At 72.5% G+C, this 23,633-nt stretch carries 25 protein-coding genes; 12 read left to right on the top strand and 13 right to left on the bottom strand.

Annotated features, from left to right (window positions below; all coding sequences use genetic code 11):
• Positions 1 to 35: 35 nt before the first annotated feature.
• The 4 genes from ACQEVJ_RS21990 (at position 36) to ACQEVJ_RS22005 (ending at position 4,879) form a co-directional block, all read left to right on the top strand.
• Positions 36 to 278 carry a hypothetical protein gene (locus ACQEVJ_RS21990; protein ID WP_433103856.1) on the top strand — a complete coding sequence of 81 codons (243 nt, stop codon included), beginning with the start codon at positions 36 to 38 and terminating at the stop codon, positions 276 to 278.
• Positions 275 to 2,110 carry an ABC transporter ATP-binding protein gene (locus tag ACQEVJ_RS21995; protein ID WP_433103858.1) on the top strand — a complete coding sequence of 612 codons (1,836 nt, stop codon included), beginning with the start codon at positions 275 to 277 and terminating at the stop codon, positions 2,108 to 2,110. Before ACQEVJ_RS21990 ends, ACQEVJ_RS21995 begins: the two co-directional genes overlap by 4 nt.
• Positions 2,107 to 3,879: an ABC transporter ATP-binding protein gene (locus ACQEVJ_RS22000; protein ID WP_433103860.1), complete on the top strand. Its 1,773-nt coding sequence runs from the start codon at positions 2,107 to 2,109 to the stop codon at positions 3,877 to 3,879. Before ACQEVJ_RS21995 ends, ACQEVJ_RS22000 begins: the two co-directional genes overlap by 4 nt.
• Before the next feature lie 127 nt (positions 3,880 to 4,006).
• On the top strand, positions 4,007 to 4,879 hold the full coding sequence (locus ACQEVJ_RS22005) for a helix-turn-helix domain-containing protein (RefSeq protein WP_433103862.1): 873 nt from the start codon (positions 4,007 to 4,009) through the stop codon (positions 4,877 to 4,879).
• 25 nt (positions 4,880 to 4,904) lie between these two features.
• Here the strand turns inward: ACQEVJ_RS22005 and ACQEVJ_RS22010 are convergent, their stop codons facing one another.
• The 6 genes from ACQEVJ_RS22010 to ACQEVJ_RS22035 form a co-directional block, all read right to left on the bottom strand.
• Complete coding sequence (locus tag ACQEVJ_RS22010; RefSeq protein ID WP_433103864.1) at positions 4,905 to 5,303, bottom strand: VOC family protein; 399 nt, start codon at positions 5,301 to 5,303, stop codon at positions 4,905 to 4,907.
• Between the two features lie 93 nt (positions 5,304 to 5,396).
• Positions 5,397 to 5,714 (bottom strand): DUF952 domain-containing protein, encoded by a 318-nt coding sequence (locus ACQEVJ_RS22015; protein ID WP_433103866.1) that lies wholly within the window; start codon positions 5,712 to 5,714, stop codon positions 5,397 to 5,399.
• Positions 5,711 to 6,379, bottom strand: coding sequence for a TetR/AcrR family transcriptional regulator (locus ACQEVJ_RS22020; RefSeq protein WP_433103868.1), 669 nt, complete (start codon positions 6,377 to 6,379; stop codon positions 5,711 to 5,713). The genes ACQEVJ_RS22015 and ACQEVJ_RS22020 overlap by 4 nt, the downstream gene beginning before the upstream one ends.
• A 107-nt stretch (positions 6,380 to 6,486) precedes the next feature.
• Positions 6,487 to 6,810, bottom strand: coding sequence for a DMT family transporter (locus ACQEVJ_RS22025; protein WP_433103870.1), 324 nt, complete (start codon positions 6,808 to 6,810; stop codon positions 6,487 to 6,489).
• Between the two features lie 150 nt (positions 6,811 to 6,960).
• A complete protein-coding gene (gene clpX / locus ACQEVJ_RS22030; RefSeq protein WP_433103872.1) occupies positions 6,961 to 8,205 on the bottom strand; it encodes an ATP-dependent Clp protease ATP-binding subunit ClpX in 1,245 nt (414 codons plus the stop codon).
• A 9-nt stretch (positions 8,206 to 8,214) separates the two neighbouring features.
• On the bottom strand, positions 8,215 to 9,411 hold the full coding sequence (locus ACQEVJ_RS22035; protein ID WP_433103874.1) for a cytochrome P450: 1,197 nt from the start codon (positions 9,409 to 9,411) through the stop codon (positions 8,215 to 8,217).
• 103 nt (positions 9,412 to 9,514) lie between these two features.
• Between ACQEVJ_RS22035 and ACQEVJ_RS22040 the strand changes: the two genes are divergently transcribed.
• Together ACQEVJ_RS22040 and ACQEVJ_RS22045 are read left to right on the top strand one after the other, a co-directional pair.
• Positions 9,515 to 10,624 (top strand): TetR/AcrR family transcriptional regulator, encoded by a 1,110-nt coding sequence (locus ACQEVJ_RS22040; protein WP_433103876.1) that lies wholly within the window; start codon positions 9,515 to 9,517, stop codon positions 10,622 to 10,624.
• Between the two features lie 67 nt (positions 10,625 to 10,691).
• On the top strand, positions 10,692 to 11,756 hold the full coding sequence (locus ACQEVJ_RS22045) for a radical SAM protein (protein WP_433103878.1): 1,065 nt from the start codon (positions 10,692 to 10,694) through the stop codon (positions 11,754 to 11,756).
• Positions 11,757 to 11,787: 31 nt separating this feature from the next.
• On the opposite strand, the gene ACQEVJ_RS22050 is transcribed toward ACQEVJ_RS22045, so the two are convergent.
• The gene (locus tag ACQEVJ_RS22050) at positions 11,788 to 12,741 is read right to left on the bottom strand and encodes a helix-turn-helix transcriptional regulator (RefSeq protein ID WP_433103880.1); all 954 of its coding nucleotides are present in this window, start codon (positions 12,739 to 12,741) and stop codon (positions 11,788 to 11,790) included.
• A gap of 62 nt (positions 12,742 to 12,803) precedes the next feature.
• Here ACQEVJ_RS22050 and ACQEVJ_RS22055 point away from each other — a divergent pair, with 62 nt between their 5' ends.
• Entirely contained in the window at positions 12,804 to 13,952 is a 1,149-nt protein-coding gene (locus ACQEVJ_RS22055; RefSeq protein ID WP_433103882.1) for an epoxide hydrolase family protein, read from the top strand.
• A gap of 89 nt (positions 13,953 to 14,041) precedes the next feature.
• Here ACQEVJ_RS22055 and ACQEVJ_RS22060 read toward each other — a convergent pair whose 3' ends face one another.
• On the bottom strand, positions 14,042 to 14,926 hold the full coding sequence (locus ACQEVJ_RS22060) for a sigma-70 family RNA polymerase sigma factor (protein ID WP_433103884.1): 885 nt from the start codon (positions 14,924 to 14,926) through the stop codon (positions 14,042 to 14,044).
• 83 nt (positions 14,927 to 15,009) lie between these two features.
• Here ACQEVJ_RS22060 and ACQEVJ_RS22065 point away from each other — a divergent pair, with 83 nt between their 5' ends.
• Positions 15,010 to 15,459, top strand: coding sequence for a carboxymuconolactone decarboxylase family protein (locus ACQEVJ_RS22065; protein WP_433103886.1), 450 nt, complete (start codon positions 15,010 to 15,012; stop codon positions 15,457 to 15,459).
• Positions 15,460 to 15,533: 74 nt separating this feature from the next.
• Here ACQEVJ_RS22065 and ACQEVJ_RS22070 read toward each other — a convergent pair whose 3' ends face one another.
• The 3 genes from ACQEVJ_RS22070 to ACQEVJ_RS22080 are packed head-to-tail and all read right to left on the bottom strand — an operon-like array spanning position 15,534 to position 18,740.
• Complete coding sequence (locus ACQEVJ_RS22070) at positions 15,534 to 17,342, bottom strand: FtsX-like permease family protein (protein ID WP_433103888.1); 1,809 nt, start codon at positions 17,340 to 17,342, stop codon at positions 15,534 to 15,536.
• A gap of 2 nt (positions 17,343 to 17,344) precedes the next feature.
• Positions 17,345 to 18,202, bottom strand: a complete 858-nt coding sequence (locus ACQEVJ_RS22075; protein WP_433103890.1) for an ABC transporter ATP-binding protein — start codon at positions 18,200 to 18,202, stop codon at positions 17,345 to 17,347.
• The gene (locus ACQEVJ_RS22080; RefSeq protein WP_433103892.1) at positions 18,108 to 18,740 is read right to left on the bottom strand and encodes a PadR family transcriptional regulator; all 633 of its coding nucleotides are present in this window, start codon (positions 18,738 to 18,740) and stop codon (positions 18,108 to 18,110) included. Before ACQEVJ_RS22080 ends, ACQEVJ_RS22075 begins: the two co-directional genes overlap by 95 nt.
• Before the next feature lie 186 nt (positions 18,741 to 18,926).
• On the opposite strand from ACQEVJ_RS22080, the gene ACQEVJ_RS22085 reads away from it, so the two are divergent.
• Positions 18,927 to 19,064 (top strand): alpha/beta hydrolase, encoded by a 138-nt coding sequence (locus ACQEVJ_RS22085; RefSeq protein ID WP_433103894.1) that lies wholly within the window; start codon positions 18,927 to 18,929, stop codon positions 19,062 to 19,064.
• A gap of 37 nt (positions 19,065 to 19,101) precedes the next feature.
• On the opposite strand, the gene ACQEVJ_RS22090 is transcribed toward ACQEVJ_RS22085, so the two are convergent.
• Positions 19,102 to 20,070: an alpha/beta hydrolase gene (locus ACQEVJ_RS22090; protein ID WP_433103896.1), complete on the bottom strand. Its 969-nt coding sequence runs from the start codon at positions 20,068 to 20,070 to the stop codon at positions 19,102 to 19,104.
• 132 nt (positions 20,071 to 20,202) lie between these two features.
• On the opposite strand from ACQEVJ_RS22090, the gene ACQEVJ_RS22095 reads away from it, so the two are divergent.
• The 3 genes from ACQEVJ_RS22095 to ACQEVJ_RS22105 all read left to right on the top strand — a co-directional run bounded on the left by ACQEVJ_RS22095 (position 20,203) and on the right by ACQEVJ_RS22105 (position 22,319).
• Entirely contained in the window at positions 20,203 to 20,964 is a 762-nt protein-coding gene (locus ACQEVJ_RS22095) for a phytanoyl-CoA dioxygenase family protein (protein WP_433103898.1), read from the top strand.
• 112 nt (positions 20,965 to 21,076) lie between these two features.
• Entirely contained in the window at positions 21,077 to 21,799 is a 723-nt protein-coding gene (locus tag ACQEVJ_RS22100; RefSeq protein ID WP_433103900.1) for an SDR family NAD(P)-dependent oxidoreductase, read from the top strand.
• Entirely contained in the window at positions 21,789 to 22,319 is a 531-nt protein-coding gene (locus ACQEVJ_RS22105) for a MarR family winged helix-turn-helix transcriptional regulator (RefSeq protein ID WP_433103902.1), read from the top strand. Before ACQEVJ_RS22100 ends, ACQEVJ_RS22105 begins: the two co-directional genes overlap by 11 nt.
• Positions 22,320 to 22,351: 32 nt before the next feature.
• Here the strand turns inward: ACQEVJ_RS22105 and ACQEVJ_RS22110 are convergent, their stop codons facing one another.
• Positions 22,352 to 23,572 carry an MFS transporter gene (locus tag ACQEVJ_RS22110; protein ID WP_433103904.1) on the bottom strand — a complete coding sequence of 407 codons (1,221 nt, stop codon included), beginning with the start codon at positions 23,570 to 23,572 and terminating at the stop codon, positions 22,352 to 22,354.
• Positions 23,573 to 23,633: the final 61 nt, after the last annotated feature.

Consider the following 23,633-nt stretch of genomic DNA (forward strand, 5'->3'; position numbering starts at 1 on the left):
GCCTATTTAAATGCATTGCTGTGAGGTGGACACCAGTGTCACCATTCGGACGCTCGTCGCCTCGCCGGGCCGGATCGAGTTCGGTGCGGGAGCTGTCACAGCCCGATCTGGACGAGAAATTCGAGGAGCGCGCGGTGCCGGCGACAGCGTTGTTGTCGCTCGTCGGCCGGGAGTCCCCCGAGACCGGCCATGAGTGGAGCGGTCGACCAGGAGGAAAGATGTCAGGCGCCGAGGTCCGGGGCACGATCTCCCGTAGCCTCGACGAGGAGCAGGCGTGACCGCGGACACGCGTCGGCTGCCGCCCCCGGCGACGCGGTGGGTGATACCCGCCCTGGTCGGATATGCCTTCTCCGTGGCACCGGCCTTGACCACCCTGACCGCGGTCTTGGCCGTCCTCGCCGGTGCGGCCCCGGTCGGCATCACCGTTGGGATCGGTGAGCTGGTGGACGGGCTCACCTCGGCGATCGGCCAAGGGCTGGGCACCCCGGCGGCGCGGGAGTGCTATCGCTGGGTCGTCCTCATCGTCGTGCTGTTCTTCCTCACTCATATCACCGAGTCCGCGCGGACGGCTCTGGGCCGGGCACTCGGCCGCCGGGTCACCGGCAGGCTCGGCGAGCGCGTGATGATGGCCGCCTCCGAGCCGGTGACCATCGGCCACCTCGAGGATCCGGCCTACCTCGGCCGGCTCGAGCGGGCCCGGGGCAACGGGACCATCGACATGCCGCCCGGTGAAGCGATCTTCGGCTTCTCCACCAAGGCCTCGCTGTGGGTGACCAGCATCGGCTCCGCGGCTTTGCTTACCCGGGTCACCTGGGGGCTGGGGCTCATCGTGTTCGCCGTCTTCGTCGTGATCCACTCCCGGCTGGTACGGAACTACCGGATCGCCGTCATCGAGACCGTGAGTCAGACGACGAAGCTCCGCCGTACGTCCTACTTGCGGGACGTGCCGACCACGCCGGGTGCGGCTCGGGAAGTCCGTCTCTTCGGCCTCGCGGCCTTCTTCCGCGATGTCTACCAGTCGGAGTGGCGCGCGAACATGACGGAGGTCTGGCAACGGCGGCGTGAGCATCGCTTGTTCGTCGTCACTGTGGTCGTGGTCACCGGCGTCACGGTCGCCTCGGTTTTCTACTACCTGGGGTACCGGGCGGCGACCGGAGGTTCGACGGTGGGTGATCTGGCGCTCGGTGGCCTTGCCGTCCGGGCGCTCCTCCAGGTGCTCCGGGCGGACGAGGACGACCTCCGCATCGGCTTCGGCTCGAAGGCGGCCGCCGAGGCGTTCGCTTTTCCGGTCGTGGCGACGCCGGTCGGGCCGGACACCGATCCCTGGCCGGCGCCGGTCGCGACCATCTCCTGCGAGGACCTGCGCTTCCGCTACGGCGGCGCCTCCGACGAGGTGCTCCACGGCATCGACCTCGCCATTCCCGCGGGTCAGTCGCTCGCCGTCGTCGGTCTCAACGGGGCCGGCAAGACGACGCTGGCCCGGCTCGTCGCCGGCCTGGACGCTCCGAGCGGGGGTTCCGTGCGCGTCGGTGCGACCCCCATCGAGGACGCCAACCGCCGGAGCTGGCAGCGTCAGGTGGTCGCCGTCTTCCAGGACTTCGGCCGTTATGAGCTGACCGTGCGGGACAACATCGCCTTCGGTTCCCTGGCCCATGCGGACGACGAGGAGGGCCTGCGCGCCGTGGCGCGCCAGGCCGGGCTCCTGAAGTTCATCGAGGGACTCCCGAACGGCTGGGACACGGTGATGTCCAGTGGCTTCACCGGCGGGATCGACGCGTCGGGCGGCGAGTGGCAGCGCATCGCCATCGCCCGGGCACTGTTCGGCCGGCGGCACGGCGCACGGCTGCTGATCATGGACGAGCCGGCCGCGAGCCTTGACGCCCGCGCCGAGGCTCAGCTCTACGACACGTTCCACGAGCTCACCGCGGGCGCCACCACCATCGCGATCTCGCATCGGTTCGCGACCGTGCGCAAGGCGGAGCGGGTGGTCGTGCTCGATCACGGCCAGATCATCGAGGACGGCACGCATGAGGAGCTGATCACTGCCGACGGCCGGTACGCCGAGCTGTTCCGCCTGCAGGCGAAGCGTTTCGAGGAGGCACCGTCTTGATCAGCGCCCCGCGCTTCGTCCTCACGATCGGACCCCGCATCGACCGGGTCCGGTCCCTGCTCGTGGTGGCAGTGGCGATTCTCGAACAGGCCACCGGGGTCGGCCTCGCCGTGCTGCTCGGACTGTTCAGCGAGGCGGCGAGCCGGCATTCGACCAGCGGCGTGGTGACACTCGTGCTGTGTGTGGCGATCTTCGTGATGCTCACCCAGGGCACCTTCATCGCCGGCTATTTCACCCGCCTTCGCCTGCAGGAGGAGATTCAGAACGAAGTCGAGCGCCGGTTCCTCGACGTGGTCGGCACGACGCCGACGCTGGAGATCCACGAGCGTTCGAGCCGCTCCGACAAGGCGGCGGTGGTCCGTGGTGCGCGGGGCGACATCGGGCCGGCCTTCGACCGGCTGCTGTGGCTGGCCGGCGCCGCGCTGGCCCTGATCGCCTCGGCCGTCCTGATGGCCTCGGTCGTTCCCATCCTCGCCGTGCTGCCGCTCTTCGCCGTCCCCGCGGTGCTGGCCACCCAGGCGGCAGACAAGAAGCGCGGTCAGGCCGTGCAGCGCGCCACGCCTCGGACCCGGCTGGCCGGTCATCTGTTCACGCTCGCCACCACGGCCGCACCCGGTCGCGAGACCCGCCTCTTCGGACTGGCGAGCGAGCTGCGGCGCAGGCACCGCGAGGAGTGGGACTCCGGAGGCCAGGACATCGCCCGGACTGATCGACGGGCCCGGGTGCCGGTCGCGCTGGCTTGGCTGTTCTTCGTGCTGGCGTACGCGACCGCCATCGTCCTGATGGTGCGGGCCGGCCTGGCCGGCGACGCCTCGCTGGGCCTCATCGTCGCGGCCATCGCCGTCACCAGCCAGATCACCGGGCAGGTGCAGAGCTTGTTGACCTTGACCTTCTGGACGCTGGAGTCGCTTCGGGCAACCCGGGCGTTCCTCGACGTGGTGGAGGACGGCGCCGTGGAGCGGGCGGCCGTCGTGCCGGCCACGCCGGTGACGGTGCCGGCCCGGCTGGACGGCAGCATCAAGGTAGAGGGTCTCAGCTTCCAGTACTGGAACCGCGATCAGCCTTCACTGAACGACATCAACCTCGAGCTCCCGGCCGGCGCCGTGGTGGCCCTGGTGGGCGAGAACGGCGCGGGGAAGTCGACGTTCGTCAAGATGCTCAGCGGTCTCTACCGGCCGAGCGCGGGGCGCATCCTGGTGGACGGGACCGATCTCGCGCAGTTCGCGCCGGAGGACTGGCGCACCCGGATCACGGCGGCCTTCCAGGACCCGGTACACATCGAGATGTCCCTGAAGGACACGATCGGGCTGGGCTGGCTCGAGCATCGCGACGACCCGGAGCGGATCCTCGGGGCGCTGCGGACGGCCGGCGGCGACAAGCTGCTCGCTTCGCTGCCCGAGGGCCTGGAGACCCGGCTCGGGCGAAAATCGTGGGACGGCAAGGGGCTGTCGGGGGGCCAGTGGCAGGCGGTGGCCAACGCCCGGGCGGCGATGCGGCAGGCGCCGCTGCTGCGGGTCCTGGACGAGCCCTCCGCCAGCCTCGACGCACGGGCCGAGGAGTGGCTGTTCCAGCGGTACGCCGACCTGAGCCGCCTGGAGGGCGGCGTGACAATCCTCGTCACGCACCGCTTCACCACCGCCCGGGCGGCTGATCTCATCGTGGTTCTGGACGGCGGCAGGGTCGTCGAGGTCGGCACTCACGACACGCTGAGTGAGGCAGACGGACTTTACGCCGAGTTGTTCCGCCTGCAGGCCCGGTACTTCGTCTGAGCGCGTAGTCACAGGTTTTGTATGTAACGCGCTCGGTTGGAGGGTCGTACCGGCGCGAAGACCTCGTCGCCAGTCTGCGTCCAGCAAGTGAGGCGCCGGCCGCGTCGTCGTCGCGAGCACGATCGGCGTGTACGCGGGCGCGAACGCCTCCCACGGCGGCCCGGGCGAGCGCGGCGTGCCAGGCGAGGCGGCGCCCTCCTACGCGGGGGACGCGATCGACATGTTGTGCTACGCGCGCGACTGCGGGCGGGCGACCCCCGCTGATCGCCATGCGCGCGGGATAATGCCGGGCATGTACGGGGAGAGGGCGTCGCGTGTGCCGGACGCGGTGCTGTGGTGGAGCGCCTCCCCCGGCTCGGGAACCGCCGAGCGGCGCGTGCTGCCGGACGGGTGCATGGACGTGATCTGGGCGGACGGCGCGCTGCTGGTGGCGGGGCCGGACACCGCCGCGCACGTGGTGTCCGACCGGCCCGGCGCCCGCTATGTGGGGCTGCGCTTCGGCCCGGGCACCGGCCCGCTGGTCTTCGGGGTCCCGGCGCACGAGCTGCGCGACCGGCGGGTGCCGCTGGCCGACCTGTGGCCGGGCGCCGAGGCGCGGCGGCTGACGGAGCGGGCGGGCGAGGCCGCAGATTCGGGCCCTTCTCTGGGCGCGGTGCTGGAGGAGACGGCGGCGCGCCGGCTGGACGCGGCGCCCCGCCGCGCCGACTCCTCTCTCGTCGGCGCCGTCGTGAAGGGCGTGCGCGCGGGCCTGCCGGTCGCGCGCATCGCCGCCGACGCGGGGATCGGCGAGCGGCGGCTGCACCGCCGGTGCCTGGACGCGTTCGGGTACGGGCCGCGGACGCTCGCCCGCATCCTGCGGATGAACCGCGCGGTGGACCTGGCCCGCGGGGGCGCGCCGTTCGCCACGGTGGCCGCCGAGGCCGGGTACGCCGACCAGGCCCACCTGTCCCGTGAGGTGAGGTCGCTGACCGGCGTGACCCTCGGCGCGCTGACCCGCTGACCGCTGAGCTGCCGATCTGGGCCCGTCAGCCGGTGGGCAGGGCGGCGAACAGGTCCACGCCGTTGCCGTCCGGGTCGTGCACCGTCGCGTAGCGCTGCCCCCAGAACGCGTCCCACGGCGGCAGGTGTCCCTCGTATCCGGCCTCGACCAGGTCCGCGTACAGGCGGTCGACCTCCTCGGGGCCGTCGCAGCGGAAGGCGAGCCCCATGCGCGGCCCGCCGCTCGCCGGCGACCAGGAGGGATCGAACGAGCGGACGGTTGCGGCGGTGTCCCAGGCCAGGCGCAGCCCGCCGGGCAGGGTCACCTCGACGTGGGGCTCGGTGTCGGCGGAGGGCGGGATGTCCAGCCCGAGCCGCCGGTAGAAGGACAGGGAGGCGGCCATGTCGGTCACGACCAGGCCGATGAGATCGAACGCAGGTGCCATGACGGCCACGGTAGGAGGGAGGCGGGCCCGCCGTCTTGAACGTATCGGACACTCAGCGTCGGACATTCAGCGTCGGACATTCAGCGTGGACACTCAGCGGGAGAAGGGCGTGACGGCAGTGACGGCGGTCACCGGGATCGGCCCGTAGATGTGGGGGAACGTCTCGTCCGCTCCCTCGGGCACCTCCAGCCTGACCGGGCAGCCGAGCCGGGATTCGTCGATCTCCAGCAGCACCAGGGGCGCGGTGACGTGGGCGTAGTAGCGGCCCGCCACTCCGCGCGCCTGGGCCAGGTCGGCCGAGGCGTGGATGTAGCCCTCCTCCTCCAGGGTGCGGCCGAGGGTCGAGACGCGGTACTCGCCCGCAGTGACGGCCGCGTCCCAGTCGGCGGCCAGCGCGAGATGGAAGATCATGGGCTGACCCTAGCGGGCGGTCCGAGCGCGGCCAGCGCGCGGGCCACCGCCTCGCGGGCCCGGTCCCTGCCGTCGGGGCGGGCCTCGACGACGTCCTCCACCCACAGTCCCGACAGCAGACCGGCGACGAAGCGGATCTCCGCGGGCCCGCAGGGGTAGCCGGCGCCCTCCAGCACCGTGGCGACGATGTCGTCGCAGCCGTCGGTCCAGGCGCGGGCGATGGCCTGCAGCGCCGGGTCGCGGCCCGCCTGCAGGTACAGCTCCCACAGGCCGAGCTGGCGCAGCCGGTCGGAGGCGTACACGCCGGTGAGCGTCTCGGCGACCGCGAGCGGCGTACGGCCCGCGAGATGGTCCACCGTCGCCCGCATGCGGGCGAGTTCGCGCTCGACGAGCAGGGCGAACGCCTCGGCCAGCAGCTGGTCGCGGCTGGTGAAGTAGTAGGAGGTGGCCGCGAGGGGGAGATCGGCCCGGCGGGCGACGGCGCGGTGCGTCACGGCGGCGAAGCCGCCGTCGCCGAGCAGATCGACGGCCGCGTCCAGCAGCGCCTCCCTGCGGCGTACGGCACGCTCCTGCGGGCGCCGCGGCTGGGGTGAGACGGCCCGCGTGGCGACGCCGTGTGCGGGGGCCGCCGCCGGGACGGGTGCGGGCCGGTCCTGATCGGGCACGCCGTGATCCTCCCCTGGATCGTCGGGGCTCCGCCGTCTGCCGCGGAGCCGTCCGGATCACCCTTAGCGGGCGTGCGCCGCCGGGTCCACTGATCGGTGTCGACCGATCAGTGCGCGCCGGAGAGGTTGAGCACGGCGACCCCGGCGATGATCAGGGCGATGCCGGCGGCCTTGACGAGGTTCATGTGCTCGCCGAGGAACAGCGCGCCGATCAGCGCGATCGCGGCGGTCCCGGTGCCCGCCCACACCGCGTACGCGATGCCGACGGGCATGCGGAGCTTGAGCGCCCAGGCCATCAGGATGAACGAGGCGATGTACCCGACGGCGACCACGATGGTCCAGCCCCAGCGGGTCAGGCCGTCGCTGAGTTTGAGCGCGGAGGTGGCCAGGACCTCCGAGGCGATCGCGACGACGAGCAGGAGCCAGGCCATGGGAACCTCTCCGATAAAAACGGTACGCTTGTCCCAATTTTACGCGCCATGGCTTCGCAAAGCCATGGGTCGGCCGATCAGGCGCTCCAGGCTTGTGACCGGCTGGTGCCCCCGCGCGGACGAGGCGCCGCGGGCAGGCAGGGACAGCGATCAGGCGGACCTCCTGTCATGCCGCCGGTCCGGCCGGTCGCGGGGCACCAGCGTGGGATTGACATTGCCGAGGACGGTCTCCCGGGTGATCACCACGCGGGCCACGTCGTCCCGGTCCGGGATCTCGAACATGACGGGCAGCAGCACCTCTTCGAGGACGGCCCGGGCCGCGCGGGCGCCGGTGCGGCGCAGCAGGGCCTGTTCGGCGACCGCCTCGATCTCGTCCTCGGTGAAATCCAGTTCGACGCCGTCCATCGCCAGCAGCTTGCGGTACTGCGGGATGATCGCGCCGCGCGGCTTGGTGAGGATGCGGGTCAGCGTGGCCAGGTCTGTGGGGTGCAGGGCCGATACGACGGGCAGCCGTCCCACCAGTTCGGGGAGCAGCCCGAACGCCACCAGGTCCTGCGGCATGACCTCGGCGAGGAGGTCGTGCCCGGGCCGCGGCCGGGCGGCTGCGCCGAATCCCGCGCGGGTGCGGCCGATCCGCGCCTCGATGATCTCCTCGAGGCCGTCGAACGCGCCACCGCAGACGAACAGCACGTTCGTGGCGTCGAACGGGACGAACTCCTGGTGAGGGTGCTTGCGCCCGCCCTGCGGCGGCACGTTCGCCGTGGTCCCCTCCAGGATCTTCAGCAGCGCCTGCTGCACGCCCTCGCCAGAGACGTCCCGCGTGGTCGACGGGGCGCCGCCCCTGCGGGCGATCTTGTCGATCTCGTCGATGTAGACGATGCCGGTCTCGGCTCTCGCCACGTCGTGGCCGGCGGCCTGGATCAGCCGCAGGAGGACGCCCTCCACGTCCTCGCCGACGTACCCCGCCTCGGTCAGGGTGGTGGCGTCCGCGACGGCGAAGGGGACGTCGAGCGCCCGGGCGAGGGTGCTGACCAGGTGGGTCTTGCCGCAGCCGGTCGGGCCGAGCAGCAGGATGTTGGACTTGCCCAGCTCGACCGCCTCGTCCCCGCCGCGCCTGGGACGCAGGCGTTTGGCGTGGTTGTAGACCGCGACGGCCAGCGTCTTCTTGGCCCGCTCCTGCCCGACGACGTAGGTGTCGAGGTATGCGTGGATCTCCCGTGGCGGAGGAGGCGACGAGGGAACGGCTCCGGCCGGGTGCTCGGTGTCGCCCTCGATGTCGTCCTGGCCGATGAGCTCGACACAGGACCGGACGCACCCGTCGCAGATGAAGACCCCGGCGGGGCCGGCGATGAGCCTGCGCACCTGCTCCTCGCCGCAGAACGAGCACCGCGTCATGGCCGGGTTTCAGAAGGTCGCCGGCAGCGCGGCAAGCCGCCAGGTGCCGGGGTCGGGGGCGCGCAGCTCGTCCGCCGGGGCGGCCAGGGCCAGGCCGGGGAAGCGGCGCAGCAGCGCGGTGAGCGCGACCTGGGTCTGCACGCGGGCGATGGAGGCGCCGAGGCAGAAGTGCGGGCCGTGGGCGAAGCCCAGGTGGCCGGCGCCGGGCGCCCGGGTGAGGTCCAGCCGGTCGGGGTCGGCGAACACCCGCGGGTCGCGGTTGGCCGCGGCGACCAGGGCGGTGACCTTGGCTCCCTGGGGCACCGTGGCGCCGTGCAGTTCGACGTCCTCGCGGGCGTGGCGCGGGATCGCCAGCAGTGTGGGGCCGCACCAGCGGATGAGCTCCTCGACGGCCCCCGGCATCAGCGCGGGGTCGGAGCGTACGGCGGCGAGCTGGACGGGGTGGGACAGCAGGGCGGCCGCGGCGTTGGCGATGAGGTTGGTCGGCGTCTGCCCGGCGAGGACCAGGTGCCAGACCATGGTGACGATCTCGGTGTCGGTCAGCCGGTCTCCGTCCTCGGCCTGGACGCGTACGAGGTCGCCCAGCAGGCCCCCGGGCTCGTCGGGGTGATCGGCGCGGGCGGCGGCGACGGCGTCCTTGGCGCCCGCCATGATCCCCGGGATGGCCCGCGCGAAGTCCTGACCCGCCCCCGCGGCGACGGTGGCGCCCCATTCGCGCCAGCGCGGGCGGTCCTCCTCGGGGATGCCGACCAGCGCGCAGATGACGTCCATCGGCAGCGGCCGGGCGAAGTGACGCAGCAGGTCGACCTGACCGCCGTCCGCCTGTGCGGGCAGGTCGTCGAGCAGGGCGTCGACGACGGCTTCGATCCGGGGCCGGAACTCGGCGGCCCGCCTGGGAGTGAAGGCCGGGGCGGCCAGTTTGCGCAGCCGCGCGTGCTCGGCGCCGTTCATCTCGCTCATGGTCCGCATGTACGGCAGGCAGTCGTCGGGGACCTGGGGGCGCATGAAGCTGTCGGCGGTGATCTCGAAACGGGCGTCACCGAGCATCGCCCGCGCGCCGTCGTGCCTGGTCAAGGCCCATATCGGGCCGAGGCCGGGAATCAGCAGCCGGGCGAGTGGCGCGCGTTCGCGCGCCCGTCCGTACGCGGTGAAGGGGTCCCGCAGGACCTCGGGGTCGGTGAGGTCCACCTCGGGCAGGGTGATCACGGGCAACTCCAGATGTCAATCCCAGATGTTCTTATCATCTGAGTGGCGACGGTATCTTGGGTCCCGCCGTACGGCAAGCGGGCGTACGCGGACGAGGAGAGGGATGGGACGCCTCACCAGGGCCGAGCTTCAGGCACGCAACCGGGCCAGAGTGCTGGCCGCCGCCCGCGACGAGTTCGCCGAGCGGGGGTTTCGCGACGCCAAGGTGGACGCGATCGCCGACCGGGCGGGACTCACTCGCGGCGCGGTCTACTCCAACTTCCCGGGCAAGCGGGCCCTGTACTTCTCGGTGCTGGCCGACCTGGCCGAGCGGGAGGCCGGGCCCGACGGCACGCAGCGGCCCTCCCCCGCGCGTGGCGAGACGCCCGGCGCCGAGGCGCCCGGCGTGGTGACGGCCCGGGAGGCGCTCGCGGCGTTCGCCCGCGCGTGGGTCTCCCGGCTTCCGCTGGCCACCGACGGCCCGGCCAGGCTCGGCATGGACCTGATGCCGGAGGTGCTCGCCGACCAGCGGGTCCGCCAGCCGTTCGCGCAGCTCATGAAGCTGAACGCGATCGTGCTCGGGCTCGTGCTCGAACGGCTGGACGGGGACGCCTCCGCGCGGCGCCGGGTGCGGGTCGCGGAGACGGCCCTGACCACCCTGCACGGCGCGAGCCAGATGGCCGACGCGGCGCCCGGGTTCGCCGAGCCGTTCGACATCGTCGCGGCGTGCGCCGGGCTGGCGGACCTCGATCTCGGCGACCGGTGGGACCTCCCTCACCTGCCCTTCGTCCCTCAGGCGCGGCCCGCCGGCGAGCCCTGGTCGCCGCCGCCCGCGGTGGACGCGCTGCGGGGCGAGCCGGCCCCGCTCGCGCGTGACGGCGTGGTGGCGGTCCTCGGGCTGCACCGCCTGGGGGCCGTGGAGGAGGCGGTGCGGGCCGCGCCGCCCGGCGGCGAGGTCACCGCGGTCCTGGTCACCGGCGACGCCGGCGAGCTGGGGCCGCTCGCCCGGCTGAGCCTCGCCGACCTGCGCGCCTGCCTGCGGAGGGCGGTGCCCGCGCAGGCCTGGCCGCGCCTGCGCGTGGTGCACGACGACGAGGGGGCCGTGGCGGCGGCGGCCGGGGTGACCGCCGTGAGCGACGGGACAGAGGCGGCCGTCCGGGTGCGGTCGGGCCGCGTGGTCGCCCGCGCCGACGGGTACGGCGCCTGTCACGCCGCCGCCTCCGCCGAGCCCTGACCGCCACAGGCCCTACACGGGCGTGGACACTTGGCGCGAGGGTCGAATGCGTGTTCTACTGAACCTCATGCGTCGCGACGCCACTTCCCGCGCGGAGGACCAGCCCGCTGCGCGGCCCCGCGGGCAGCAGCAGACACCGCGGCAGCCCGGGAGGACTGTGCAGCAGTCGCTCGTCGGTGAGGGCCCCACCCGCCCGCGCGTCGAGCGGCAGGCCGTCACCCGCGTCTTCGACGGCATCACCTGCTACGAGGTGCCGGCCCGCGCGGCGCTCGAGCGGGTGCCCGAGGCCGCCGAGATGCCCTTCTCCTGGGGCGCGAGCCCCTATCGCGGCTGCGAGGCGGGCTGCGGCTACTGCACCGCCCGGCGTGGCCACCGCTACCTCGGCCTGGACCCGGGCCGCGACTTCTCCACGAAGATCGTCGTCAAGACCGACCTGGCCCGCCGCCTGCGGCGCGAGCTGGGCTCCCCCCGCTGGAGCGGCGAGCCGGTCGCGCTGGGCCTCACCGGCGACTGCTACCAGCCGGCCGAGGAGATCTACCGCCTGATGCCCGGCGTCATCCGGGTCCTCGCCGACGCGGCCAACCCGTTCACCGTGCTCACCAAGAGCCCCCTGGTCCTGCGCGACCTGGACCTGTTACGCGACGCCGCGAAGGTGACCCAGGTCGGCGCTCTGGTGTCGGTCGGCTTCGTGGACGACCGCCTGCGGCGCGCCGTGGAGCCGGGGGCCGCGACGCCGCAGCGGCGCCTGGAGATCTGCGCCACGCTGAACGAGGCCGGCATTCCCTGCGGTGTGCTGATGGCGCCGATCCTGCCGCTCATCACCGACTCCACCGATCACCTGATGGCGACCGTACGGCGGGCGGCCGAGGCGGGCGCGGTCAGCGTGACGCCCGTCGTGCTGCGCCTGCCCGCCGGCGTCCGGGAGTGGTACATGGGGTGGCTGGAGCGCGAGCACCCCGGTCTCGTCCCGCGCTACCAGGCGCTCTACGGCAGGGGCCAGGTCGCCGAGGACGGCTACCGGCGGCGGATCGCCGAGCAGGTGCGCGTCCTCGCCGAGACCTACGGCATCGGCAGGGACGCCCGGCGCTGGCGGCGGCGCCGCTCCCCCGACCGCCAGCTCGCCCTCGTCTGACCGGCGCCGATGCGGTCGCCGGGGAAATCCGTCACCGCTGCGCGGCCGCGCTGGCGAAGCGGTCGGACAGCTTGCGCAGGTGCCGGCCCAGTTCCGGCGGCGACTCGACGTCGAAGTCGACGTCGAGCATGCCCGCCACGAGCGCGACCAGGTCGAGTGAGTCGGAGGCCAGTTCCAGCAGGCAGGTGTCGTCGTCGATGGGGGTGACGACGCCGTCGACGCGTCCGGCGATCCGCGAAGCGGGGGCGTGCATCCTCAGCCGGGAGCGGTATGGCCAGACGTCGCGGCCGATCGTCCTACGCAGGTAGGCCGCCACATCGCCGTCGGGTGGCTCGCGGTGGGTGAAGCGGGGCCCGTTGGGTGTGCGCGGCGAGAGCCGGTCGACTCGGAACGTGCGCCAGTCGCCCCGGTCGACGTCCCAGGCGATCAGATACCACCTGCGGCCCCAGGAGACCAGGCGGTGGGGTTCGGTGGTCCGGGCCGACTGTTCCCCGTGGTAGCCGGCGTAGTCGAAGCGGAGTGTCTCGGCGGCGCGGATCGCGGCGGAGATCGCGGTGAGGACAACCGCGTCCACGGTGGGCCCGCCGCGTGGCGGGATCGTCACCATGGCGTCTTCCAGGGTTTCGACCCGGTGGCGCAGCCGGGACGGCAGGACGTGTTCGACCTTGGCCAGCGCGCGCAGCGACGCTTCCTCGATCCCGCCGACACTGCTCGCCGCGCTGGTGCGCAGCCCGACGGTCACCGCCACCGCCTCGTCGTCGTCCAGCAACAGCGGGGGCAGTGCGGTGCCGGCCCCGAGCCGATACCCGCCCGCGGGGCCCATCGTGGCGTGGACCGGATATCCCAGCTCGCGGAGCCTTTCGACGTCGCGCCGCACCGTCCGGGTCGTGACGTTCAGCCGTTCGGCGAGCTCGGTGCCCGACCAGTCGCGGTGGGTCTGCAGCAACGACAGCAGCCGGAGCAGGCGGGCCGGGGTTTCCAACATGCGTCGATGGTGACTGATGTGTAGGACCGGAGCTGTCCTACACAGGCGAAAGGCGGGGCGCCATGAGCACATCAGAACCGTTCCGCATCGACATCCCCCAGTCCGATCTCGACGACCTGGCCGGCCGCCTGGCCCGCACCCGCTGGCCCGACGAGCTTCCCGGCGCCGGCTGGTCCTACGGGGTGAACAAGGACTACCTCATGGAGCTGGTCGAACACTGGCGCACCGGCTACGACTGGCGCGAGCACGAGGCCCGCCTCAACAAGGTCCCGCAGTTCACCACCGAGATCGACGGCCAGAACATCCATTTTCTGCACGTACGCTCCCCCGAGCCCGACGCCACACCGCTGATCATCACGCACGGCTGGCCGAGCACGGTGTACGACTTCCTGGGCATCCTCGGGCCGCTGACCGACCCGCGGTCGCACGGCGGGAACCCGGCGGACGCCTTCCATGTCGTCGCGCCCTCGGTGCCGGGCTTCGCGTTCTCCGGCCCGACCCGCGAGACCGGCTGGGGGGCCGGCCGCGTCGCGCGGGCCTGGGCCGAGCTCATGCGGCGCCTGGGATATGAGCGTTACGGCGCTCAGGGGGGCGACTTCGGCAGCATCGTCTCCCCGGAACTCGGCCGGATCGCGCCGGAGCGCGTGATCGGCGTCCACGTCAACGCGCTGGCCACCGCCTCGACACCGGTCGACCCCGGCGAGCTGGACAGGCTTTCCGGCGAAGAGCGCGAACAGGCCAGGCGGAACCAGACGTGGTGGCACGGCCACTCCGGCTACGCCACCCAGATGTCCACCCGGCCGCAGACCCTGGCGTACGCGCTCAACGACTCCCCGGCCGGCCAGCTGGCGTGGAACCTGGAGTGGTTCGTGGACTGGGACCCCAACCGCACCGAGCGAACCCCCGTCGACCGCGACACCGTTTTGACCAACGTCACGATCTTCTGGCTGACCGCGACGGCGGGATCGGCCGCGCGGCTCTATCTGGAGACCGGATCGGAAGCGTGGGGCCGGCGCCCCGCGCCCTCGCCGGTGCCGACGGGGGTGGCGAACTTCCTCGGAGACCGGGCGATCCGCGGGCTGGCGGAGCTGTCGAACAGCGTCGTCCACTGGTCGCGGTTCTCCCGCGGCGGGCACTTCGCCTCGCTGCAGGCTCCGGACCTCCTGGTCACCGACATCCGGGACTTCTTCCGGAAGCTGAGCGCCCAGTAGGGGCGCCGGCCGGACAGGCGCGCCCACGCCCGCTGCGCGGGAGTGCCTGGAGAGCGCGGACCGGGCGCGGAGCCGGTTTCCGCGACGACTCACCCCGGATCCGGCAGGTCCATCGACGCGAGCCTGGCCGGGTCGATCACGACCGCGATGCGGGCGATCCGACGGTCGACGACGGTGAACGCCATGACCGACAGCGGGGTTCCGTCCTCACGCCACGACACGAACCCGGGAAGGCCGTTGACGAGCGCCGCCCGCCCCCGCGCGGCCACGCCGGTGCCCACACGGTGTTGCGCGCCGGCGGCGACCTCGGTGGCGCCGAGGACGACGACCACGCCGCCTGGGGTGCCGACGGTCAGCTTCACCTCGGGGTCGAGCACGCGCAGCAGCCCCTCGAAGTCGCCGCGGCGTGCCGCCGACAGGAAGGCCTGGACCACCTCGCGCTGCTCCCGCCCGGCGGCCGTCGGGTGCTCGGTCGTCTGTACCTTCCTGCGGGCGCGGCTGGCGAGCATTTTGGCGGCGGCGGCGGATTTGCCGAGGATCTGCCCGATCTCGTCGAACGGCACCGCGAACAGGTCGTGCAGCACGAACGCCAGCCGCTCGCTCGGCCCGAGCGACTCGAGCACGACGAGGAGCGCGAGCCCGACCGAGTCGGCGAGCGCCACGTCGTCCTCCGGCGCGGGGCCGTCGTCGAGCGTCACGACGAGCTCGGGCAGCCGGTCGTCGTAGGACGCCTCGGGGCGGGCCTGGCGCGATCGCAGGACGTCGAGGCTGATCCGGCCGACCACCGTGGTCAGCCAGCCGGCGAAGTTGTGGATGGCCGCCGTGTCCTGACGGGAGAGCCGCAGCCAGGCCTCCTGGACCACGTCCTCGGCGTCGGCGTGCGATCCGAGCATGCGGTAGGCGACCGCGCGCAGCCGGTCGCGCTGGGCCTCGAACGCCTCGGCCACCGGGTCCGCCGGGCTGGTGTCGGACATGTTTGTTACCTTCCTCGAATCTGCTCCGTCATGGGGATGACGGGCCCGGACGGGCCGAGGTAACCGATGAAGGAGCGACACTGATGGAAGCACGCATGAAGAGCCCGGCGAACGCCGACGTGACGACGGCGATCCAGCACCTCTACAAGGCGATTCACGCCGGTGGCGTCGACCCGCGCGTCCTTGAGCTGATCCACCTGCGGGTCAGCCAGATCAACGGCTGCAGCCCGTGCGTCTTCGCCGGGGTCGCGTCGGCCAAGAAGCACGGAGAGACCGACGAGCGGCTGCACAACGTGGTCGCCTGGCGTGAGACGCCGTTCTTCACCGAGGCGGAGCGGGCGGCGCTCGCGATGGCCGAGGCCGCCACCCGGATCCAGGACGGGGCGCCGGGTGTGACAGACGAGATCTGGGACGCCGCCGCCGCCCACTTCGACGAGAGGCAGCTGTCCGCGATCAACCTGGAGATCGCGCTGACCAACCTCTTCAACCGGATCAATCGCACTATCCGGGAGCAGGCCGGCAAGACCTGGTGAGCCGGGCGGGGCGTCATCCCCCCGAGACCGCGCATCCGCGAGATCACGGGATGACGCCCGCTTCGAAGGGTCCGTCAGGCGGGTTCGGCGTTGAGGGCACGGCCGGCGGGGCTGCGGGCGTGGGCCCATGCGGGCAGGGCGGTCAACGCCCCGATCGCCAGCAGGGTGGTGAGTACGGCGGTGAGCAGCCATGCGCCCGGGGGCGTAACCGTGGTGCCGCTGAACAGCCAGTACATGCCGAGTCCGGCCGGGATGCCCGCCCCTAGCGCGGGCACGGCGGGCAGGAGTTGTGCGGTGCAGAGCGCTGTGACGACCTGGCCGGGTGTGGCGCCGAGGGTGCGGGTGATGGCCAGGGCGCGCCGGGCTTGCATCGCGGTGCTCCAGCCGAGGAAGACGGTGTTGAGCACGGACAGTGCCATCAGCGCGAGGGTGACGCCGAGCAGCACCTGGCCGGTCACCATGTTCCGCATCACCTGTCCCCGCGCCGCGTCCACCGGTATCGCCATGAGGTTGGACGACCCGGAGTCGGTGCTCGCGTAGGGGGAGGCGTGGAAGGTGAGCACCACCGTGACCATGATGCTGGTGGCGGCCGTGCCGACGGCGGTCAGGGCGGCGCGGCCGGGCCGGCGGGCGAGCAGACGGACGCCGACCAGGAGTGAGGTGGGTAGGTACGCCGTCATGGCGGTCAGCCGCGGGTGAGGCGTGAGCATGTGCGCCGGATCGGCCAGGGTGTGGACGGTGCTGGTGCGGGCGGCGCGCAGGACGGGACCGAGCGTGCCGGCCAGGGCGACCAGGACGGCGAGGAAGACCGCGGCGACGACGATGTCGGTGGTCGGAGGGCTGACGGTGTTGAGCAGTCCGGCACTGGGGTCGGCCAGTCCGGGTGCGGCGAGGGTCCCGGCGGTGAGTCCGAGCGCGGTGGCCAGGACGGTCAGCAGCAGATACTGCGCCAGCAGGACGGCGGCGACGGTGCCGGGAGTGGCGCCGACGGCCTTGAGCAGTCCGGCACGTCGGTTGTCCCGGGTGGCGCGTACGGCGGCGAGCGCGGCGAGGGTGACCAGCGCGGCTGCGGCGAGCAGCCAGCCGCCGATGACCAGTGTGGGCCGGACGAACCTGAGCGCTTGCGCGTCCCCTTCGTAGATGGTCTGCCAGGTGTGGGTATTGACCCAGGACTCGCCCGTGAGGTCGTCGGTGAACACGGTGTCGCGCCAACGTTCCGTCGCGGAGGGGTCGGACAGCTTCACGTGGATCAGGTGGACACCGGGCGCGTCGCCGGCTGCCGCGCGGGTGTCGGCGGTGGTGAGCCAGACCCTGCCGCCGCCGTCGGACGGCCCGGGCCCTTGGGCCCAGTCGCTCCACGGATACACACTGGTGGCTGCGCTGATCGCGATCCCGACGACCGGATAGCCGCGCCTGCCGATGGTGACGCGGTCGCCGACGCGCACGCCGAGTGCCTGCGCGAAGCTGCGCTCGACCACCACACCCCCGGGACGCACCCAGGTGCCGGAGGTCACCAGCGGCCGGTCCACGGCGGACGGTGAGGTGTCGCGCCCCTCGACCGCCGTGTGCGCGGATAGGCCGTGTGCCCGGAAGGTGGTGTCGAACGCGAAGACCGGGTCGGCGAGCGCGGCCACGCCGGGTGCGTCCGCGAGGCGTTCGGCCAGGCCGGACGGGTCCGTGGCCGTCGTGATGACGATGATGTCGGGGCCGGCGGTGGCCGCGCGGGTGTTCACGTACGCGGTGGCCAGGGCGTTGTTGGTCGCCATCCCGAGGGTCAGGGAGGCGGTGGCGGCGGTGACGGCGATCAGGAACATGACGGCCTCGCCCGGACGGTGGCGTATGTCCCGCGCGACCAGGCGCCAGATCAGCAACAGGCGTCCCACGGTCAGTCCTCCCAGCTCAGCAGCGCGCCGAGCCCTGTGCTGCTGCCGTGGCCGTGCCCTGTGCCGCGGCCGTTGCCGTCCAGGCGGGTGTCGTCGGCCAGCATCCCGTCGCGCAGGGAGACGACGCGGTCCGCAGTGGCGGCGACGCGCTCGTCATGGGTGACCATGACCAGGGTCTGGCCGGCGGCGCGCAGCTCGTCGAAGAGGCGGAGGACGTCGTGGGTCGCGGCGCTGTCGAGGTTTCCGGTGGGCTCGTCGGCAAGGACCACCAGTGGCTCGTTGACCAGGGCGCGGGCGATGGCGACCCGCTGCCGCTGCCCACCGGACAGCGCCGAGGGCAGATGCCGGGCCCGGTCGGCGAGTCCGACCTGATCGAGAAGATCGGCGGCACGGCGGCGGGCGGCACGCGGTGAGGCGCCGGCGAGGAGCGCGGGCAGCTCGACGTTCTCCGCCGCGGTCAGCTCGTCCATCAGGTGAAAGGCTTGATAGACGAAGCCGACGGCGCGGCGCCGCAGCCGGGCCAGCGCGCGTTCGCCGAGGTGGTCGATGCGCTGCCCGCCGAGCCACACCTCGCCGTCGGTGGGCCGGTCGAGGCCGCCGAGCAGTTGCAGGAACGTCGACTTGCCGCAGCCGCTGGGCCCGGTCACGGCGAGCGCCTGCCCGGCGGGTACGTCGAGGCCGATCCCGTCGACCGCCCACACCTCGCTCTCGCCCTGCCCGTACACCCGCGACAGGCCGACCGCCCGCAGCACCGGCCCGGACGCCTCACCGGGTCGGCGGCCGGCCGGGCCCGCGCCCGGGCTGTCGTCCGTGTCTCTCCGCTGCGACCGGCCCCTGACCCGCCGACCGTCTCTCGTCATCCGTTTCCTCCGCCTTTCCTCGCGGGGCGCGGGCGGACCAGGTCCGCTCGCACGCCTGCAACCAGCGCAGATCGGCCTGCAACCGCAGCGCGATGCCCTCCAGCAACAGGCCGGCCTCCGAGTCGGTGTCGTGAGCGAGGGCGGCGTGCTGGGCCTCGGCGAGGCTGCGCATCAACTCCCGCCGCCGCGCGTCCACGAGCGTGAGCGGATCGGCCAGACCCGACTCCGCGGCGGCCACCAGCTTCAGATGGAACTCCGTCACGTCCGCTCTGGGCCCGGCGCTCTCGGCCATCCACGCGGCCACCCGCTCCTGCCCGGCCGCGGTCAGCGCGTACACCTTGCGCCTCGGCCCGCGCACCGGCGCGTCCTCACGCTCCTGGACGACCAGGCCCGCCTTTTCGAGCCGGGTGAGCGTCACATAGATCTGCCCCGCGTTCAGCGACTCCCCCAACGGTCCGAGCGCAGCCACCAACCGCTGGCGCAGGTCGTACCCGTGCGACGGCTCCTTGGCCAGTAGCGCCAGCACCACGTCCTGCACGGATCACCCTCCTCTGCGACCCCTCAATAGCTAGCGGTTATCTAAAAGGACGTCAAACCGGCCCCTCAACCCATCCACGGCCGGTCCACCAACCCGACCCGCCCGCTGCCCAGGCGTGCCCTGCCGCCGGTCCTCGGGGTCGGCACCACGTGGTTCGACCGCACCTGGACCGAGAGCTTCACCCGCATGATCCCCGCATCGGCCTACGACGGGCCTGGACACGTCATGTACGTGTCAGGCAAGAAGTGCCCGATCCGGCACGCCACCACATACCTGACCGACCTGGAGCTGCCCAAGCCCGGCACCACCTGCCCTGCCGAATGACCCAACAAGAACCCGCCCGTCAGCGCGGGGCGGACGATCACGCGCCGAGCAGGAATCCCGCGGCTGCACGGTAGAGCGCGCGACGGCCGGACTCCAGATGCATGAGGTGACCTCCCTCACTGATCTTGACGTCCTGCCGCAGCGGCGATGACGTCATCGCGGCGAACAGGCCACGAGCATCCTCGTCCGTGCACATCGAGTCCCACTCACCACGGACGATGCAGGTCGCCGCCTCAACCAGACTTGGCTCGTAGGCCAGATCGCCCGACCACGCGGCGAGGATGTCGGCCCGTGGCCCGCTAGGGGTACGCACACTCGGCGTGCTGCCCCCGCCGGAGACCGGATCGGTCGCCAGCCAGTCCGACGCCCACTGGTCGAACTGCGGGGTCAGCACGGGCGGGTGCCCGTCCGGGACGTCGTCGACGAAGCGGGAGTGCTGCTCGGCGACAGTCAGGGGAAACCAGCCACCCAGAGCGGCTGGATCCAGCGGGCCGGCCGAATCACGGCGCGCGAACGGCGCGAACAGGACCAGCCGGTCGACCAATTCCGGAAAGCGCCCGGCTACAAGGCCGGCGACCATGGTTCCCCACGAATGCGCCAGCAACGACACCCGCCCACCGCCGCGGACGGCGACAACGTGCTCCAACACGCGGTGGAGCTGACGGGCTGACTCGTGTGCCCTGCCCAGCGGCGGGACACCGGCCGGGTCGCCATCCTGGCCCGGATACCGCTCCGAGCGGCCGAAACCGGCGAAGTCGAACGCCCAGACATCCAGGCCCGCTTCGACGAGATCCGCCCCCCAGGACCGGCCGTCGAACGGATAGCTCACCGACAACGCGGACGGGAACGTGGCGCCGTGAACGTAGAGCACGGCCGGCAAGGACAGCGGCTCGCGGCCACGGTACGGGCGCTGTCGGCTGACGAACAGGTCCGGCTCGCCGGGGGCCGAGAGCATCGAGCTCTCGACGTCACGAGCAAGATAGTGCGCCAAGGTCATCTCGGTCATGAGGCGACTCTGGCGGGGAAACGCTTCGGCCGGCACCGAATCATGGTGTACGTGCCCTCAAGGGCCGGCAGGACCGCGCCGCTGGGGAGAAATCGATCGACACCCGGCGCGGGAGGTGGCTAGCGTCCGTGCATGGCTGTTTTCACCGACGCCGACCTCGACCGCTTCGTCACCGAGGGCTTCCTCAAGGTGGAGGAGGCGTTCCCCCGCGAAACCGGCGACCGGATCAGAGACCTGCTGTGGCGGCAGATCGGGCTGTCCCCCGACCGGCCGGAAGACTGGACGCAGCCGGTGGTGTGGGCCGCCCCCGACCCGAAGGGGCAGGGGCCGTTCGGGGAGGTGATGCGCGGCCCGCGTCTGACCGAGGCGCTGGACCTCGTCGCAGGCAAGGGCGGATGGGTGCCGCGCGGCACCATCGGCAACACGCCGGTCCGCTTCCCCCACCCCTCCGACGCCGGGGACACCGGCTGGCACATCGACCAGAACGATCCCGGACCGGCCGGCGCCTGGGGGACCGTCACCCTCAGGTCGCGCACGATGCTCGTGCTGGTGCTGCTGTCCGAGGTCGGCCCCGACGACGCGCCCACCCGCATCAGGGTCGGCTCCCACCTCGACACCGTCCGGATCCTGGAACCGTACGGCGAGCAGGGGCTGGAGTTCTTCGCCTCCGGCCCGGCGCTGGACGAGGCGACCGCGCACCGGCCCGAGACCTCAGCCACGGGACTGCCCGGCGACGTCTACCTGTGCCACCCGCACCTCGTCCACGCCGCGCAGCCCCACCGCGGCACCCGGCCTCGCTTCATGTCCCAGATCCCGCTCTTCCTGACCGAGCCGGTGGCCCCCGGCGACGCCACCCCCCTCGCCCGGGCCGTACGGCTCGGGCTCGGCGGCTGACCGGCCGCGCCGCACACACCTTCGCCGCGACGGCTTCAGGCCACCGATTTCGTCGGTTCCTCCCGGCGAGCTACGTTGAGTTTAGACCTAAACTCGTCGAGGAGGAATCGGCATGACGCGCACAGTAGTGGTCAGCGGCGGCGGCACCGGCATCGGAAAGGCCGTGGCGGCGCGCTTCGCGGCCGACGGGGATCGGGTGGCGATCATCGGCCGCCGCGCCGACGTCCTGGAGAGGACGGCCAAGGAGATCGGCGGCACCGCACTGACGGCCGACCTGAGCGAGCCCGCGGAGGTCGAGCGCGTGCGCGCCGACCTGGCCGAGCGCTTCGGCACGATCGACGTGCTGGTCAACAACGCGGGCGGCAACATCGAGAGGCACGGCGGTTCCGGTGACGTCGCGGAGCGGTGGGCCGGCAACTTCCGGGCCAACGTGCTGACGGCGGTGCTGCCGACCGAGGCGTTCCGCGATCTGCTGAACCCGAACGGGCGAGTCGTGTTCATCAGCTCGATCGCGGCCTTCCGCGGCTCGGGCGGCACCTCGTACGGGCCGATGAAGGCGGCCCTCCACCCGTACGCGTTCGACCTCGCCTCCGCCCTCGGGCCACGCGGCATCACGGTGAACGTGGTCGCCCCGGGGTTCATCGAGGACACCGAGTTCTTCCGCGGCACCATGGACGACGAACGCCGCGCGATGCTCGTCGGGCAGACCCACACCGGCCGGGCCGGGTCGCCGCAGGACATCGCCGAGACCGTGCACTGGCTCTCCTCGCCCGGCGGCGGGCACGTCACCGCGCAGATCATCCAGGTGAACGGCGGGGCCGAACGTGGCCGCTGAGCCGCAGCGCGACGGCGCCGACGCCATCCAGGACGCCTGGCGGCGGGAGCTGCCGGGCGTCCCGGTGGAGTCGATCGGGGTCATCACCCGGATCTGGTGGGCCGCCAAGGTCTTCGGCGACGAGCGCCGCCGTCTCCTCGCGAGCCTGGGCGTGGACGTCGCGACGCTGGATCTGCTGTCCACGCTGCGGCGCTCCGGCCCGCCCTACCGGATGAGCCCCGGCGAGCTGGCCGACGCGTGCATGGTGACGCGCGGCGCGATCACCCAGCGCGTGGAGCGGGCGGTCAGGGCCGGGCTGGTCGAACGGACCACCGCCGGGTCGGGCTACCACGCGCGCGCGGTCACCCTCACCGACGCGGGCAACGCCCTGCTCGACCGCGTCGTGGCCGGCCTGCTCGTGGCCGAGGACCGCCTCGTCGGCCACCTGCCGCCCGAACGCCGCGAGCAGCTCGCCGACCTGCTGCGCGAACTGCTCGCCGGACTCGGCGGCCCGGGCCTGACCGGACAGGTCGGGGACTGACCTTCACGTGTCCTTCCACCACCGGCCACGGCTCACATGGGAGCGCCGGGAGCCGGCGGCGTCGCGGGCTTGCGGACGATGAGCAGGTGCAGCGCGCCTGCCAGCACGGCGATGCCGGCGCCGGCATAGCACAGCTGGGTCGCCGAGATCACGCCGAGCAGGACCCCGCCAAGCCCCGCGCCGATCGCCTGGCCGAGGTAGATGCCCGAGGAGTTCAAGGAGATGACGACGCTCGGAAGGTGCGGGACGAACTCGGTGAGCCGGTGGTTGTTCGGCGTGGACACCGCCCACCCGGCCGCGCCGTTGAGTGCCATGAGGGCGAACGCGAGCGGCAGCGATGACGAGACGGCGAACGCGGCGAGGGTCACGGCGAGCAGGCCGATCGCGACCGACAGCGTACGGTCGGCGCCCCAGCGGTCGGTGAGCCGCCCGCTGCCGAACGCGCCGACGGCGCCGCCGAGCCCCCACGCGAGCAGGAGCAGCGTCAGGGTCGTCCCGTCCGTGTGCACGGTGTGGCCGAGGACGTCGGCGATGTAGGTGTAGACCATGATGGCGGCAGCGCTCTCCAGGAGCATGAACGCCACGATCGCCACCACCCGGGTGTGGGCCAGCACCGCGAACCGGGCGCGGAGCGGCACGGCGGGCGGCAGCGGCAGGGCCGGCAGGACGGCGAGCAGGCCGGCCAGCGCGACCGCGCCCACGCAGGCGACGAAGATCAGGCTCGCCTGCCAGGACAGGCTCTGGCCGATCCAGGTGCCGACGGGCACGCCGAGAACGGTGCCGACGGTCAACCCGCCGAGGATGGCCGCCAGCGCCCGGCCGCGATGGGCCGGCCCGGCGAGCGTGGCGGCCGCCGCGCTGGCGTTCGGCGTGTACAGGGCGGCGCCGAGGCCTGCCGCGACCCGCGCGACCAGAAGGAGCGTCAGCGTCGGCGCGACGGCCGAGGCGAGGTTGGCCGCGACGAAGACGGCCAGGGCGAACGCCATCAGCGGCTTGCGGGGCAGCTTGCTGGTGAGCGCGGCGAGGAACGGCGCGGTCACGCCGTAGGTGAGGGAGAAGACGGTGATGACCTGGCCGGTGGCGCTGATCGGCTGGCCGAGTCCCCGGGAAATCTGCGGCAGGATGCCGGCCAGGACGAAGGAGTCGGTGCCCATGGCGAAGGATCCGACCGCGAGGATCGTGACCTGCCTGACCCAGGCGCTGTCCGCGATGCTCGTGCGGCCGGTCGGTGATGCCGTTTGCTGAGTGCTCACACGGTCATCTTTGAACGGCTGGTTATCCTGGTACAGATTTCGTTTATGCTGGTATAAATCC

The sequence above is a fragment of the Microbispora sp. CA-102843 genome (assembly GCF_050936215.1).
Taxonomy (GTDB): domain Bacteria; phylum Actinomycetota; class Actinomycetes; order Streptosporangiales; family Streptosporangiaceae; genus Microbispora.